This is a genomic window from Pseudomonas sp. DL (genome assembly GCF_047199225.1).
Classification (GTDB): Bacteria; Pseudomonadota; Gammaproteobacteria; order Pseudomonadales; family Pseudomonadaceae; genus Pseudomonas; species Pseudomonas aeruginosa.
This window is the reverse complement of record NZ_CP178323.1, coordinates 2,342,031-2,355,667: the sequence shown is the minus strand read 5'-3', so window position 1 is coordinate 2,355,667 and position 13,637 is coordinate 2,342,031. Positions and strand designations below refer to the sequence as shown.

At 66.3% G+C, this 13,637-nt stretch carries 15 protein-coding genes; 9 read left to right on the top strand and 6 right to left on the bottom strand.

The features are described 5' to 3' along the window. Nucleotides 1-6: 6 nt before the first annotated feature. Nucleotides 7-402, bottom strand: coding sequence for a PA2779 family protein (locus tag ACI766_RS11150; RefSeq protein ID WP_412828499.1), 396 nt, complete (start codon nt 400-402; stop codon nt 7-9). Nucleotides 403-809: 407 nt separating this feature from the next. Between ACI766_RS11150 and ACI766_RS11145 the strand changes: the two genes are divergently transcribed. Then, nucleotides 810-1,154, top strand: a complete 345-nt coding sequence (locus ACI766_RS11145; RefSeq protein WP_003115217.1) for a helix-turn-helix domain-containing protein — start codon at nt 810-812, stop codon at nt 1,152-1,154. Between the two features lie 53 nt (nt 1,155-1,207). Here the strand turns inward: ACI766_RS11145 and ACI766_RS11140 are convergent, their stop codons facing one another. Beyond that, on the bottom strand, nt 1,208-1,816 hold the full coding sequence (locus tag ACI766_RS11140; RefSeq protein ID WP_071535782.1) for a flavodoxin family protein: 609 nt from the start codon (nt 1,814-1,816) through the stop codon (nt 1,208-1,210). A gap of 154 nt (nt 1,817-1,970) precedes the next feature. Between ACI766_RS11140 and bamI the strand changes: the two genes are divergently transcribed. The 6 genes from bamI to ACI766_RS11110 all read left to right on the top strand — a co-directional run bounded on the left by bamI (nt 1,971) and on the right by ACI766_RS11110 (nt 7,349). Continuing rightward, complete coding sequence (gene bamI / locus ACI766_RS11135; protein ID WP_003124476.1) at nt 1,971-2,630, top strand: biofilm-associated metzincin protease inhibitor BamI; 660 nt, start codon at nt 1,971-1,973, stop codon at nt 2,628-2,630. A gap of 77 nt (nt 2,631-2,707) precedes the next feature. Beyond that, nucleotides 2,708-4,507, top strand: a complete 1,800-nt coding sequence (mep72, locus tag ACI766_RS11130) for a metalloendopeptidase Mep72 (RefSeq protein ID WP_023122016.1) — start codon at nt 2,708-2,710, stop codon at nt 4,505-4,507. 170 nt (nt 4,508-4,677) lie between these two features. After that, nucleotides 4,678-5,235: a DUF2975 domain-containing protein gene (locus ACI766_RS11125; RefSeq protein ID WP_003090849.1), complete on the top strand. Its 558-nt coding sequence runs from the start codon at nt 4,678-4,680 to the stop codon at nt 5,233-5,235. 8 nt (nt 5,236-5,243) lie between these two features. Continuing rightward, complete coding sequence (locus ACI766_RS11120; RefSeq protein ID WP_003104033.1) at nt 5,244-5,462, top strand: helix-turn-helix domain-containing protein; 219 nt, start codon at nt 5,244-5,246, stop codon at nt 5,460-5,462. 114 nt (nt 5,463-5,576) lie between these two features. After that, a complete protein-coding gene (locus tag ACI766_RS11115) occupies nt 5,577-6,044 on the top strand; it encodes a GAF domain-containing protein (RefSeq protein WP_003104034.1) in 468 nt (155 codons plus the stop codon). Nucleotides 6,045-6,110: 66 nt separating this feature from the next. Then, a complete protein-coding gene (locus tag ACI766_RS11110; RefSeq protein WP_017149136.1) occupies nt 6,111-7,349 on the top strand; it encodes a M20/M25/M40 family metallo-hydrolase in 1,239 nt (412 codons plus the stop codon). Nucleotides 7,350-7,370: 21 nt separating this feature from the next. Here the strand turns inward: ACI766_RS11110 and mcpN are convergent, their stop codons facing one another. Then, nucleotides 7,371-8,966, bottom strand: coding sequence for a nitrate chemoreceptor McpN (gene mcpN / locus ACI766_RS11105; RefSeq protein ID WP_003114783.1), 1,596 nt, complete (start codon nt 8,964-8,966; stop codon nt 7,371-7,373). A 243-nt stretch (nt 8,967-9,209) separates the two neighbouring features. On the opposite strand from mcpN, the gene ACI766_RS11100 reads away from it, so the two are divergent. Then, nucleotides 9,210-10,289, top strand: a complete 1,080-nt coding sequence (locus ACI766_RS11100; RefSeq protein WP_003104038.1) for a hypothetical protein — start codon at nt 9,210-9,212, stop codon at nt 10,287-10,289. 434 nt (nt 10,290-10,723) lie between these two features. Further along, the gene (locus ACI766_RS11095; protein ID WP_025982355.1) at nt 10,724-11,209 is read left to right on the top strand and encodes a hypothetical protein; all 486 of its coding nucleotides are present in this window, start codon (nt 10,724-10,726) and stop codon (nt 11,207-11,209) included. An 88-nt stretch (nt 11,210-11,297) separates the two neighbouring features. Here the strand turns inward: ACI766_RS11095 and ACI766_RS11090 are convergent, their stop codons facing one another. The 3 genes from ACI766_RS11090 to ACI766_RS11080 form a co-directional block, all read right to left on the bottom strand. Then, nucleotides 11,298-11,588, bottom strand: coding sequence for a hypothetical protein (locus ACI766_RS11090; RefSeq protein ID WP_023122015.1), 291 nt, complete (start codon nt 11,586-11,588; stop codon nt 11,298-11,300). A gap of 93 nt (nt 11,589-11,681) precedes the next feature. Beyond that, the gene (locus tag ACI766_RS11085) at nt 11,682-12,278 is read right to left on the bottom strand and encodes a hypothetical protein (RefSeq protein WP_003114780.1); all 597 of its coding nucleotides are present in this window, start codon (nt 12,276-12,278) and stop codon (nt 11,682-11,684) included. Between the two features lie 80 nt (nt 12,279-12,358). After that, complete coding sequence (locus ACI766_RS11080) at nt 12,359-13,393, bottom strand: hypothetical protein (protein WP_003090863.1); 1,035 nt, start codon at nt 13,391-13,393, stop codon at nt 12,359-12,361. Nucleotides 13,394-13,637: the final 244 nt, after the last annotated feature.

Below are 13,637 nucleotides of genomic sequence, written 5' to 3'. Positions count from 1 at the left end.
GCCGCCTCACCGATTGATGCATTTGATGAAGCTGAAGATATCCGTGGCGCAAAGCATGTCGGTGATGATGAAGATCACCAGGAACAACACGATGATGCCGATGATGCCGCCCGCCGGCGCCTGGTCCAGCTGCTGGTTGAACTGCGCCAGCTCGGCGTTGGTCAGGCTGTTGATGCGACTCGCCACCTGGTCGCGGGGCACGCCCATGGCCTCCAGCTTCTTCTGGACGCCCTGGTCGTCGAGCATCTTCAGCAGTTGCTGGCGATCGAGGTTGTGCTGTTGTTGCTGCATGACTTCCGCAGTACCGATCATCGCTGCCTGGGCGAGCGGAATCTCGGCGAAGGTGAGCAGGTGCAGCGCTGCCAGGACGGCAGCGACACGGCGGATGCTTGTTGTTCTCATGGGAATGACCTCTGCGTGAAACCCGGCTATTAGTCCTGGAAGGCGAGGCTTGGTTCCGCAACGCCCACCTTTCCTGAGTATCGTCCCGATCGCCGTTTTCCGCCGCCTCGGCGCCGATGCCCGCCCCTCTGGCGAGACGACGACCCGCCGCCCCCAGGCGACGAAACGGCGTCCGCCTTTATGCAATTCGCATATACTCCGGCTCGCCGCGAGAAAACCGGAGCATGCGCGATCTCGGCGACATCGACGCATATCCCCGCCGCAGCCTCGTACACGGCGTCGAAACCGCGCGCCGCCCCGGACGACAGAGCCTCCGGCACGGCGAAAACTAAGGATTCCTGAGCTTCCATCTTGTCCAGATTTGCCCAACCTTGAGCGAGCGGGCCAACGGGACGGGAGTTGTATGGATGCTAGGTACCCGGCTAAAAGCCGCAAGAATCAGAGCGGGATACTCGCAGAAACAGTTGGGCATGCTGGTGGGAATGGACGAGTTTTCCGCCAGCGCACGGATGAACCAATACGAACGCGAACGGCACTCCCCCAACATGCGGACTTCCGAACAGCTGGCCATGGTCCTCCAGGTCCCCATGGCCTACCTCTATTGCCCCGAGGACGAGCTGGCCGAGCTCATCCTCAAGGTGTCCAGCCTGACACCCGAGTTCAAGAAAGAGCTGACGCGTTTCATCGAACAGTTGCTCGCGGCCCAGGGATCAACCAGCCGCCAGCCTGTACGCACAAGGAGTGAACTGTGAACAAAAGCTTGGATTCAGACTCGATAACCACCGCCATAATGGCCCTGCGTCGCCTACGCGACACGCACCCGGAGCAGTACCGGGAGCTGCTGCCGTTGTGCGCCTCGGGGCTGGTGGAGACCCTGGTCGGACAGAGCGACGGGGACGACCGCAGGAAGGCCGAGACGCAGAGCGAGACCATCGCCCGCTGGACCTGGCTGCAGTTGCTCGGCTGGGCCCAGAACAACAGCCTCAGCCAGCAGCAGATCGAAAGCCTCTACAGCATCGTCGAAGGCATCCGCAGTTGCCGGCCGCTGATGCAGGAGCGCGCCCGTCTCCTGCAACTGGCGCGAGGCTGAGGCCCCGGCGCGGCTAGAGGCCGTACCGGGTTGCCTGGAGATGAGCGAACATGCCACCGTCGGCCGGGATGTCGACACTCCATAGCCAGCGCGAGGCGTCAGCGAAGCCAGCTGGACGAACCAGGGCTTTGAGGTGGCATCGGCGAACTTCTTGAACTGCCAGGCCGGTCCGCCCATATAGGTGGGGCTGCCGTAGACGATGGCATCGGCTTCGACGAGCCGAGCAACTTCGTCCAGTTCTTCAAGCGCGAGGACGGCCAGGTGCGCCGAAGCCTTCCGCCGCGAACAGCATGGCGGCCGAACGCCAGCCTTGCCGCAGCGCACAGAGCGCACGTGACCTGGCGCCCGCAGCGCTCCGGCCTGATTCGCAGTTTCGTCACGCCGGCGCGCGGCCTGGCGCAAATGTGAACGGTTGCCGCCACGCTGGGAGAGGCTTCTTCCTAGACTCCGCGCCACGTTCACTCAGAGGAGAAACAACGTGGCCAAGACATGGATCTACGCAGCCTCGGCCGCCGCCATCGGCGGTGCGCTGATCGGCGGCTGGCTGCTCGACCCGGCTCCGCCCGAGGCATCGCCGCAGGCCCGCCAGTCCCCCGCCGCCCAGGCAGCCGCCGCCCCGACAGCGGCGCTCGCGGCGCCGGCGGCGGACGCTACCCGCATGCTCGCCCCGACCCCCGTCACGACGCCCGCGCCACGCGAGCGGGTGACGCTCTGGCAAGGCGAACTGCGCAGCCGCGAAGGCGCCCAGGGCATTCCCGAATACCTGGCGCAGGTCGAACCCGCCCTGCTCGACACGCTGGCGCTCGGCCAGGTGCTGGAAATGAGCCTGCCGGGTCGCGAGCGGCCCTTGCAGGCACGCCTCGCCAGCACCCATAACAGCGCCGGCCTGCCGGTCTGGCGCGGCGGCCTGGTGGACGGCGACGAGGCGGAAAGCCTGACCGTGGTGCGTGGCAGCCTGGAAACCCACATCAATGTCGCCACCCTCGACGGCAGCTACTCGATCATCGTCGACAACCGCAGCGGCAAGACCCGGGTGATCGACGAGAACGACATCGCCGCGCGTAGCGACCCGCACGGCGATCATGTCGACGCGCCGCTCGCCGAGCTGCCACCGATGCCGCCGCCCGCCCAGGGCTGAGCCCACCTTCCCAGCATGTTTCCCCAGCGGTGCCCTCGGGGCGCCATGGCTTCCTATTGTCCGAACACAGGCAACCCATGAAGAAATCCCTGCTCTGCTCCACCCTAGCCCTGGCGGTAGCCTCTGCCGCCCAGGCCGCGCCGAAGACCGTCGACATCATGGTCCTCTACACCACCGCGGCGACCCAGACCGCAAATGGCCGCGACATCGATGCGCGGATCGCCAGCTACATCGAGTTCGCCAACACCGCCTACGAGAAGAGCGGCGTCAACCTGCGCCTGCGTCTGGTGCACAAGCAGCGCCTGGACTGGGCCGACTACCCGACGGTGACCGGCGCCAACCTCGATCGCTTCATGCGCGACCCGCAGGTGCAGCGCCTGCGCGAGCAGTACGGCGCCGACCTGGTCAGCCTGGTCAACCGCTCGCAGAACAGCGGCAACGGCTACATCACCTGCGGCATCGGCTACATGGGCTCGGGCGATAAGAACAGCGGGCGCTTCCACGGCAACGCCAAGGACATTGCCTACAACCTCACCGGGGTCGACTGCGGGCTCAACACCTTCGCCCATGAAGCCGGCCACAACATGGGCCTGCGCCACTCCTACGAACAGGACCTGGAGTCCAGCTACTACGATCCGCGCTACGCCCACAGCGGCACCTACGAATGGAGCCGCGGCTACGGCGTGCAGGGGCGCTTCGCCACCGTGATGGCCTACCCGCATGCCTTCGGCACCAACAAGCAGGCACCGTTCTTCGCCAACCCGCGCCTGGTCAACGCCGAATGCGCCAACCAGCCCTGCGGCCGCGAAGAACACGCCGACGCCGTACGCGCGCTGAACAGCATGGCCACGCAGATCGCCGACTTTCGCCCGACCAAGGTACCCGGCACGCTCAACCCGGGCTCCGGCGGCGACACGCCGACCCCGCCGGACCTGCCATGGTGCACGAAAGCCAAGCTCGGCGGCCTGCTCGGCGATGGCGAGTTCGCCAGCATGGAAGGCTGGCGCGCATGGTCCGGCAACGCTCAGCTGAGCCTGGTGAACGTCGCCAAGGGCTGCCGCGACAATGCCTTGCTGGTCGACGTGCGTGGCTTCGATCTGCTGGTCCGCCCCATTGCCCCCCTGCGCGCCGGCAGCGGCTACCGGCTGAGCGGCAAGGTCATGCTCAAGTCCGCCAATACCCGTGAAACCGTGCGCATGGCGCTGCTCAGCGAACGCGCCGATGGCGCCCTGGCCTACAACCCGGCGCAGAGCGTCGAACTGTCGGTCAGCGGCAACGAGTTCAGTCGCCTGGAGAAGACCTTCGACTACCGTCCCGCCGCCGACCAGCGCAACCTCTACGTGGCGGTCTGGAGCGACAGCGGCGCCAGCCTGCTGGTCGACGAGATGAACCTGCAGGAAGCCCAGTCCGCGCCGCCGAGCGTACCGCCGGCGCCGAAACGCATCGCCTACGACTTCGAGAGCGGCATCGGCGGCTGGAGCGGCGTGCATGCCAGCACCCGCGCCACGCGCGTCGCCAGCGCCGGGCGGCTGGCCCTGGAAGCCTACCAGCGGCGCTACGCCGGCACCGGCGCGAGCACCAGCCTGCTGGGCAACCTGGAAGCAGGCCGGACCTACGCGTTCAGCGCGGACGTACGGGTCGGCGACGGTCGCGGCTCGCAGGCCATGACCTATGCCTACCTCTACCTGGAAAGCCAGGGTCGGCCCGGCGAATACCTGCCCCTGGGCTACAAGGTGGTCGAGAATGGCCGCTGGGCCAGCCTGCGCGGCCAGGTGCAATTGCCGAAGGGGCCGATCAAGCGTGCTGAACTGATGATCCTCAGCGGTAACCAGCAGGAGTCGATGTTCATCGACAACGTCCAGTTGCTGCAGAAGTAGGACGCTTCCCCTCCGTGCCCCCGGCAGGCACGGGGGGATTTTGCGGAGCGCTCCAGGCTGGATGCAGCGATCATGAAATTATCGTTTTACGATAATTTATTATTAAACTATGATCACTCCAATTTCCCTCGTTTCCGAGGGGCCTGCCCACCTTCCCAGGAGTACCCCCGATGACAAGCGACCGCCTGGCCGGCTACAGCCGCCTGATGGCTACCCTGACCCTGCTGTTGATCGCCGGCATGCTGCTGCTCAACGCCGCGTGCTGGATCTTCCCCGACCTCGCCAGCGAGCACGGCCTCGGCTTCGCCCTCACCGCCACCGGTGTCGCCGGCGACCTCGGCGTTGTGGCGCGGGACATGCCGCTCTGGCAGGCCCTCGGCGGCATCCTCCTGTCGAGCCTGCCGCTGCTGGTCCTGGCCAGTGGACTGCAGGCGCTGCGAAGGCTGTTCCAGCACTACGGGCGCGGCGAGTATTTCTGCGAAGACGCCGCGGCGCTGCTCGGCAAGGTCGGCCTGTGCCTGGCTTGCTGGGTGCTGGCGAACTTCCTGCTGGAACCGCTGCTGACAGTCTGGGTCACCTTCCTCCAACCCCAGGGGCAACGCATCGTCAGTCTCAGCTTCGGTTCGGCGGAACTGGTCAGCCTGTTCGCCGCCGCCTCGGTGATGGTGATCGCGCGCATCCAGCGCAAGGCCGCCCTGCTCGCCGAGGAAAACCGCCAGTTCGTCTGAGGTCCGCCATGCCCATCGAAATCAGGCTGGACGTCATGCTCGCCCTGCGCAAGGCCAGGTCCAAGGACCTGGCCCAGGCCATCGGTATCACCGAACAAAACCTGTCGCTGCTCAAGCAGGGCAAGGTAAAGGGCATTCGCCTCGCTACCCTGGAGGCCATCTGCGCCTACCTGGCGTGCCAGCCGGGAAACCTGCTGGAGTACCTGCCCGGCCCGACCGAGGAGTGACAGCCGGGCGCTTATGCGCTCGAGCGAGGGGGAGCGCACCAAAGGGTATTTAGGCCAAGCCCCCTTTCGCCGCTACAGTCGCGGTTCATCCACCAGACATGGGCGAGGCCGGGCATGGCGAAATCCTCCGAACGATTCGAATCCCTGCGCCGGGATATCGACGCACTGGCCCGCCGGCTCGACGTGCCGTCGGTGCTGATCATGCGTTCCCTGCCCCGGCACATGCGCGTCGAGGCTTCCGCCGGACGCCTGGAGGACACCTACCCGATCGGCGCCGAAGGCCGCAAGAGCGTCCATGAAGACGGCGCCAAACCCCTCTACTGCGAACGCGTGGTCGACCGCGACGCCCCATTGCACGTGCGCGACTCGCGCCAGGAGACGGAATGGGCCGGCAACGAGGATGAAGTCGAGTTCGGCCTGAGCAACTACCTTGGCTATCCGGTTCATGCGCCCGACGGCACCCCGTACGGCACCGTCTGCGTACTCGACAGCCGACCGCGCGACTATTCGGCCGAGGAACGGGCCCTGCTGGAAGAATTGCGGCGCAAGGTCGAGGCGCTGCTGGCGGAAACCGTCTCATGACCTAAGGTCAATCGGATACCGCGGCGCACAACCGCGCCGCCTCCGCCCACCAGACGAGGACCTTCCGTGCACGCCAGCCGCCTGCCCCGCCTCTTGCCGTTCGCCCTCGCCTTCCTGCTTTCGCCCCCCGCCTTCGCTGCCGACACGCCAGCCGCCGAACTGCTGCGCCAGGCCGAAGCCGAACGCCCGGCCTACCTCGACACGCTCCGGCAACTGGTCGCGGTGGACAGCGGTACCGGCCAGGCCGAAGGCCTCGGCCAGTTGTCCGCGCTGCTCGCCGAACGCCTGCAGGCGCTCGGCGCGCAAGTCCGCAGCGCACCGGCGACGCCCTCGGCCGGCGACAACCTGGTGGCCACCCTCGATGGCACCGGCAGCAAGCGCTTCCTGCTGATGATTCACTACGACACCGTGTTCGCCGCCGGCAGCGCGGCGAAGCGTCCGTTCCGCGAGGACGCGGAGCGCGCCTACGGACCCGGCGTGGCCGACGCCAAGGGCGGCGTGGCGATGGTGCTGCATGCCCTGGCGCTGCTCAGGCAGCAAGGCTTCAGGGACTACGGACGGATCACCGTGCTGTTCAATCCCGACGAAGAGACCGGCTCCGCCGGCTCGAAGCAACTGATCGCCGAGCTGGCCCGGCAGCAGGACTACGTCTTCTCCTACGAGCCGCCGGACCGGGACGCAGTGACGGTAGCCACCAATGGCATCGACGGCCTGCTGCTCGAGGTGAAGGGTCGCTCGTCCCATGCCGGCTCGGCACCCGAGCAAGGCCGCAACGCCATTCTCGAACTGTCGCACCAGTTGCTGCGTCTCAAGGACCTCGGCGATCCGGCGAAAGGCACCACGCTGAACTGGACCCTCGCCAGGGGCGGCGAGAAGCGCAACATCATTCCCGCCGAGGCTTCGGCGGAAGCCGACATGCGCTACTCGGACCCGGCCGAGAGCGAGCGGGTACTGGCCGACGCCCGGAAGCTGACCGGCGAACGCCTGGTCGCCGATACCGAAGTCAGTCTGCGTCTCGACAAGGGTCGTCCGCCTCTGGTGAAGAACCCCGCCTCGCAGCGCCTGGCGGAAACCGCACAGACGCTCTACGGCCGAATCGGCAAGCGCATCGAGCCGATCGCCATGCGCTTCGGCACGGACGCCGGCTACGCCTACGTGCCCGGCAGCGACAAACCGGCGGTGCTGGAAACCCTCGGCGTGGTCGGCGCCGGCCTGCACAGCGAGGCGGAATACCTCGAACTATCCAGCATCGCCCCCCGCCTGTACCTGACGGTGGCGCTGATCCGCGAGCTGTCCGCCGACTAGCGCCGACGCCCGCAGCCAGCCTCAGGTACGGAAGCGACCGAGCACCACGCGCAAGCCAGCCATGTGTTCCTTGACCCTCTGGTTGGCCGAAAGCACTGCGGCGGTCCCTTCGTGGGCCTGCTCGGAGAGTCCGGAGACGTTGGTGATGTTGCGGTCGATGTCCTGGGCCACCTGGCTCTGTTCCTCGGCGGCGGTCGCGATCTGCTGGTTGAGGCCGTCCAGTTCTTCCACCGTGGCGACGATGCGCCCCAGCGCCTGGGCCGCGCTGTCGGCCTCGACGAGGTTGCTCTGGGCATGGCTGGCGCTACCGCGCATGGCGGCGACCGCATCGTTGGCGCCGTCCTGCAACTGCTCGATCAACCCCTGGATCTCCTGGGTCGACTGCTGGGTACGGTTGGCCAGCGAACGCACTTCGTCCGCCACCACGGCGAAGCCGCGCCCGGCCTCCCCGGCCCGCGCCGCCTCGATGGCGGCATTGAGCGCCAGCAGGTTGGTCTGCTCGGCGATGCTGCTGATCACCGTAAGCACCTGGCCGACACTGCCCGCATGCTGGTGCAGGGTGTTCAGCGCCAGGGCGGTCTGCTCCAGTTCCTCCGCCAACGCACCGGTCTGGCTGCTGGCGTGCTCCACCAGACGCCGTCCCTCGTGGGCCAGGGCCGCGGCGTCGCGCGTGGAGTGCGCCGCATGGTTGGCGTGGCGGGCGACCTCGGCCACGGTGGCGCTCATCTCGTTCATCGCGGTGGCCACCTGGTCCAGGTCCTGGTGCTGGCGCGCCACCTGGTCGCCGGCGCCGAGCGCCTGCTCCAGGGCCTCGGCCACGTCCTTGTCGGTCTCTGCCGCGCTGCGCTTGACGTTCGCCAGCAAACCGCTGACGTCCTGGCGCATCCGCTCGTAGCCAGCGACGATGCGGCCGATCTCGTTGTCCGCATGGCCCGCCGCCAGGGCATGGGTGAAGTTCGCCGCGCCGACCTCGGTCAGCGCCACTTCCAACCCACGCAACTGCCGCATCAGCGGCGCCAGGCCGAACTGCCGGCCGAGCACCACCAGCACCAGGATCGCCAACAGGCAACCGAAGGCGATCCACATCTGGGTGTGCTGGACACTGTCGGCGCGCGCGCTCATCAGCGAGACCAGGTTGTTCAGCTCGCCCAACAGCTCGGTGGAATACTGCGAGAAGCCGCGCAGATCGACCTGGCTGGCAGGCTGTGCCACCTGGTCGAGCATGGCCCGGTAGCGGCCCCAGATCTGCGCCACCTTCTGCCGCTGGGCGGCGATCTCCGGCGCGCCCATCCGGCTCACGTTGCGCTCGGCATTGCCCGCATCCAGATCGGCGGCCGAGCGTTCGTACTGGGCGATGGTCGCGGCCAGGGCCTTTGGGTCGCCGGCGCCGAGTCGCAATTGCAGCGCCTCGCGGGCCATCTTCTGGCTGAGCATGCGCTGCGCGCCGGCCACGTTGATGGTTTCCGGCGAGATCGACATGCTCAGGTACAACGCCACCGAGGCGCAGGCGGCCAGGCCGAACATCAGTGCATAGGACAGCAGGAACTGGGCGTTCAGGGTCTTCAACCCGAGCCCCCGTAGAATCCGATCGAACACCCTGGCGACGCTTTCGTTCATTGGTTTTTCCCCACTGGACTACAGAAACCGATAACCACCCCATCGGCCCGTCGCGCCTGGGCTTGAATCGGCACTTCGCCGACTCCATCCCCGTGCGCCTCCCTCTCCAGAGCGTGGCCCCCGGCGGACAAGGCCTGAAGACAGTTTGCCGCTGCGGCATCGGGACGCGCCCTGTAAACTCTGGCAGGTACCCGGCACGCCGCGCCGGAGACGTCATGGAACCCAACCCGCAAGGACGCCCGCGTGATCCCCGTCGCCCCTCTTCCCCTGATCGTCCCGCTCATCTACCTGTCGTCGTTCGTCGCCGGCATCTGGCTGCTGGTCTGGCTATCGCTCCTGGCCTTCAGCCCGCGCGCGCGCCAGCGCTTGCGCCGCCGCTGGCCGAGCCGCGGCCTGCTGATGCTGCTCCTGCTGATCCCGTTGGGACTGCGCGCCTGGCTGGAGATCGGTCTCTGGCAGTACGAGCGCGAACGTGCACGCGAGGAAGCCGCGCACAGCGCCGTGCTCGAGCGCCCTACCCGCCTCGGAGGAATCGAGATGCCTGCCGGCACCCGGCTGAAGCTGGAACTCAAGCACCAGCCGGAAAGCTTCCGAGAAGCCGAATTCCCCACCCCGGTGACGATCCGCGGCGTCGCCACCCGCCACCTGCAACGCTGGCTGCAGAGCGAGCAGGACAACCCGCAGGACCCATGGAAAACCACCGGCGTCCATCCCACTTCGCTGCGCCTGCGTGGCGAGGGAGTCGCCGAGATCGAAGGCTGGCGTTGCGACGCCAGCCAGGAAATCGCCTTCGCCAGCGAGCGCGACGGGCGTCCCGCCGCCTTCGAAGGCTGTAGCCTGGCGACCGGCAACCGCGCCGACGACATCGACTTCCCCGCCGGTGCGCGATTGTTCGCCAGCGATGGCATGGTCTACACCGACGGCTACCGCGACGCCGAGCGCTGGCGGGTAATGCCGGAAACCGGGCAACGGGTGTCGGTGCGCGGCATCGCGCTGAGCGGCGGCGCCCTGGCCTTCGACCGCGACCGCCGCCTGTACGGCCTCGGCGGTACGGTCCTCGCCGAGGCCTTGCAACTGGGCGCCTGGCACTACCCGGCAGGCACCGAGGTCAGCCTTTCACCCCGCGCCGCCTGGCGCGCGCAACATCCGCACGCCTGGCTGTTCAGTCCTACCCGCGAAGCCGCTTCGCATGCCTCCGGCGAGCGCCTGGAACACGGCGTCTCGCTGTTGCAGACGCTGGACGGCCAGGAACTTGAGCGCCTCGACAACCGCGCGGCAGGGGTCATCGACTTCATCGAACTGGAGATCGGCGACGAACGCTGAACCTGCGCCGCGCGGTTATCTGAGGCTCAGCCAGCAGCGCGGCGGAAAGGGCAATCAGGAAATGGACGAGGCGCATGGACCCTCCGTGGCCATCACTGCGGTATGGCTAGGCATTTTCCCGATCCTGCGGGAAAAGCGATGCCGCTTCGCTTGCCGCACAGCGAAACAGGGCTAGCCTTATCAATGTGACTTTCTCCTATGGTGGTCACCAAAGCCCCGGGGGCCGCTCATCCCTCCGGGGCTTTCCCCCCGCCTGCTGCCTCTCCCCTCCTTGATACAGCAGCCCATCGCAGTTCAACGAGGAAACCCGATGAAACTCAGCATTGTCGCCCTGGGCCTGTTGTCCATGGCAGGGGTGCTCATCTGCACCTATCTGATCCTGAAATCGCTCAGCGCCATCTGATATCGCTCGTGCACGAAGCTGTGGATCGCCCATGGGCAGATCCAGCAGTCCGCGCGTAGGATGGGCAGGCCCGCTTCCTGCCCATTTTCCGCCAGGAAAAGAGAGGAATTCCTTTCCGAGATTTCCACAGAGGTCATGGATGAAAAAAAGCCCCCTGCTGATACTGAGCGTACTCCTCGCCGCGTGCGGCCCCGACAAGCTGATTTCCGACCTGCCGTCGCCGAACGGGCAATACCACGTCGAGGTTCGGAAATGCCCGGAGAAAGGTTCGATCACCTGGGGCGAAGAAATACAGGTCTCCCTCCTCGAAACCGGGAAATCGGAAAAGTGCCATGCAGTCGTGCGGTCGCTGGCGCAATTCGACCTGCGCGCATCCGCGGACCAATTGCAACTGGAGTGGCTGTCCGATACGGAACTCAGGGCCTGGCACCCTAGCTTCGAGCCCGGGAACCAACCGAACGACTCGCGCCTGAAGCGCGATGCGCCGGTGAAGATGGTCTTTGCGCCGAAGCGCTGAGCGACTCAAAGGACGCACCTGTATTCCGCCGCAGCAGGAGATGTCAAAGCAGTCCGCTTACTCGAGCTACACACCCGCGAGTGCCTGATTAAAGACTGGCAAATATGAAACAAAGCGGCGCCATCCACAGCGCCAGGTTGATCGTCCATTGCAGCGCTCTTTCGCGAGCGCTTCCCAGCTTTCGCTGCTGGAGCACGAATGCCAACGCAGTGGAATGCAGCAACAGGGCGCAGGCAGGAAAGACCAGCAGGTAGGCGATCAGCCCAGGCGCATTCATATTGGGATAGCTATGGCTGTCGAGCGATCGCCAGTACGCCACCAGGAAAGCGCTCGCGACCGCGAGGCTGAGTCCCAGGCTGATGCGGCTATACCACTTCATCGAGACCCTCCCGACGCGCCTTCCGGACCTACGCCGATCGCTCCGGAAAACGGCCCGATCCGCCTCGCCTCACCCTGCTTCAGTCAGAGCGGCTCAGGGCTTCCGGGGTTCGTTGCCGAGCAGACGATCGAGTTCGCCCATGACGCGATCGCTCTTGGCCTCTTCGAGCTTGCGCCGGGCCTCGGCGAGATTGGCCTGGGCGCGCTCCATCTCGACCATGCCGACGGCGGTGATCACCGCCTGCAATGGCACGCCCCTGCCGGTGGAGCGCATGCCATTGCGTTCGCGCTCCTGCGGCGCGCAGATGAACTGGAGGACAGCCTCATGGCTTTCGTTGGGCAGCGGGGTCCAGCCCTTGGCGAAGGTGAACTGGAGGTTCGTGGGTTGCCCGTTGTTGGAGAAGGTCTTGGCGTTGACCACCTTCACCTCTCGCGTATCGCAGCGGTACTGGTGCGCGCTGAGCAGATGGAAGGAGTCGAACAGCATGGCGATCTGCACCTGCCAGGCGTTTTCGATACCCGGCACGGGTGCCAGCGAATCGGCATCGGCCAGGAACACGTCAAGCTCGGCAGGGTCGTCGCCCTTGTGTACCACCCACCAGTCTTCGGCCCAGGCATGGCCGGATGCGGCCAGCAGCGCGGCGCACAGCCAAGTCGCGGCACTGCGGGAAACCTTGCGATATACGTTCATGTCACCTTCCTTGTGGGGAAATGCTTCCCTGCCGATCGTGGATAGGGGCGGCACCCGGCGCGCCCCTGAGCGAACACCCGCTATTTCAATGACAGCGGCACGCCCCAGACCGGGTCTTCCATGCCCTGCTTGCGCAGCGGCGTGATCTGCAGGGGCTGGAGCCTGGACAGCAGTTGCCGGTGCTTGTCGCTCAGGGCCCGCTGGGCGATCAGGGACTGGCTGAAGTCCATCGGCGCCGGCCAGGTGTAGACGGTCAGGTTTTCCAATGGGCATTCGATCTTCTTCGGATCGATCGCCCGGCACTTCGACTGCTGGTACTTGTAGCCGGGGGTCTTCAGGTGCATGCGCGGGGCCAACAGCAATTGCCCGCCCTGCACGGTGAAGCTGGCCAGCGCCTTGTCGACCGGCAGGCGCGCCTGGACCTTGATCGAGGGCACGTCGCGGGAATCGGTCTGCTGGTAATAGCCGGCCTGGGAGCCCTGGGTCGTCTGCGTGTATTGCTGCTCGCCCCAGCTCACGCAGGCGCCCGAGGCCACATGCACGGCGGTGCAGACCTTCTCGGTCTTGATCTCGCTGCCATAGGTGGCATCTTTCCAGACTTCTTCCCGGTAGTACTCGCGATACAGCTCGGGGGACAGGTACGCGGTGCCGTTGGCGCCATGGCCCGAACCGGGCGGACCGCTGCGGGCGCCGACCTGGTCGAGCAAGCCATGGATCTGGTAGTCGTCGCCGCCGGTCAGCAGGTACTTGCCGGGCGGCAGGATATGCACCTCGAAGGCCTTGAACAGATAGGTCTCGTCGGGCTTCCGCTGCAGCGCGTTGGTCTGGAACTTGCGGCCGAAGGTCACCTTCGGGTCCTTCTCGTACTCCCAGATCGCCGTTGGCGTCCACTGGGTCATGGTCAGGGCATCGCTCAGGGACTTGTGCGGCATCACGTCGGCCACCAGTACCACGGCCATGTTCCCCTTCAGCGCCTGGTCCACCAGGTCCAGCATCTGCGCGTTGCGCGGATCGTCCATGCTGCCATAGGCGCCCGAATCGAGTTCCGACACGCAACCGGAAAGGCAAAGCAGCAAGGCGGCGGAAAGGGCAAAACGCGGGCGGGGCAGTCTCATGCATCGATCCTTGATAGAGGCTGGTGCGGGTCGTCGGACGGCCCATCTTACTGGCCCCAGCCTGGATCGCAATATTTCAAATGAACTAGGTCGGCAGGGGCACACCGGCAGGGCCAGGAGCTGCCACGGCCCGCCGGCCCTCGTTGGTTCGGCTCCTCCCGATCAGACTGCCCACAACCGGCTGCAGACCTTCAGGCGTCGGAATCGGCGCCGCCTGGCATGCCCCTCCTCGGGAAACGAGACC